Origin of the sequence: Rhodoferax saidenbachensis (genome assembly GCF_031457975.1) — a bacterium.
Taxonomy (GTDB): Bacteria; Pseudomonadota; Gammaproteobacteria; order Burkholderiales; family Burkholderiaceae_C; genus Allorhodoferax; species Allorhodoferax saidenbachensis_A.
The window spans coordinates 1-1,037 of sequence record NZ_JAVDXO010000023.1; the positions used below are offsets into that span (position 1 = coordinate 1).

Annotated in this window: 1 protein-coding gene; it reads left to right on the plus strand. The window is 55.2% G+C overall.

The window, feature by feature from the left end:
- The coding region (locus tag J2X15_RS21205; RefSeq protein ID WP_310347037.1) for an EAL domain-containing protein at positions 1-1,037 on the plus strand (1,037 nt) is incomplete at both ends.

A 1,037-nucleotide genomic window follows, 5' to 3' on the forward strand; every position in this document is an offset into this window, starting at 1 on the left:
CTGCCGATTGTGTTGAATGGGATCTATGTCGTGCCGTTTCTCTGCATTCCTCTGTTGTTCACTCTGATGACGGTGGCCGCGACCGAGCTGGGGTTGATCAGCTTTCTGGCGGTGGACATTCCGTGGACGACGCCCCCGATTGTGTCGGGGTGGCTGTTGACGGGAGGCTGGCGAGGCGCTGCATTGCAGTGTGTCGAGATCGCGCTGGGCATTGCTCTTTACCTTCCCTTCGTACGAAAGGCAGAACTTGTACGCAAGGAGCGAGACGCCAAAGCGGTGGCCCATGCCCTCCAGCACATCGCAGAAGAGAGCCAAAAATCGGGGAAATTTGTCATCGGCCATGACCAGACGGGTTTCGTTGCCAGAAGCCTGTTGGCTGATTTGCGCAAAGAGTTGAAAAGGAACGATGGCGAACTGTGGCTTGCCTACCAACCCAAGCACGATACCTTGGGACGCTTGGTGGGAGTCGAAGCCTTGGTGCGTTGGAACCATGCTGCCTATGGCCCCATTTCACCGGTGGTGATGGTGGCATTGACTGAAAACGGCGGTTCTATCCACAAGTTGGGCGGCTGGGTTTTAGAGCAGGCCTGCGCTTGCAAGGCCAGATGGAATGCCATGGGCTACCGGGAACTGACCATGGCGGTCAATCTTTCACCCTTGCAACTGGAAGACAGTGCCTTGACCCGCAAGCTGGAAGATCTACTGCATCGCCACGGGTTGAACCCTTCAGAAATCGAACTGGAAATCACCGAATCTGCGGTGATACCCGACAGTCAAGCCGCGGAGCTAACCTTGCAAAAATTTGCAGAGATAGGTGTTCGGCTCGCCATGGATGACTTCGGCATGGGGTACTCATCGCTGTTGTACCTGCGTCGCTTTCATGTGCATTCCATCAAGATTGACGGATCGTTGACGCGTGATGTCTTGAGCAATTGCACCAACGCCGACATCATCCGCACCATTGTTGCGTTGGGGCGCTCGCAGAAAGTGGAAGTGATTGCGGAGTATGTTGAAACTCTGGAGCAACGCATGATGCT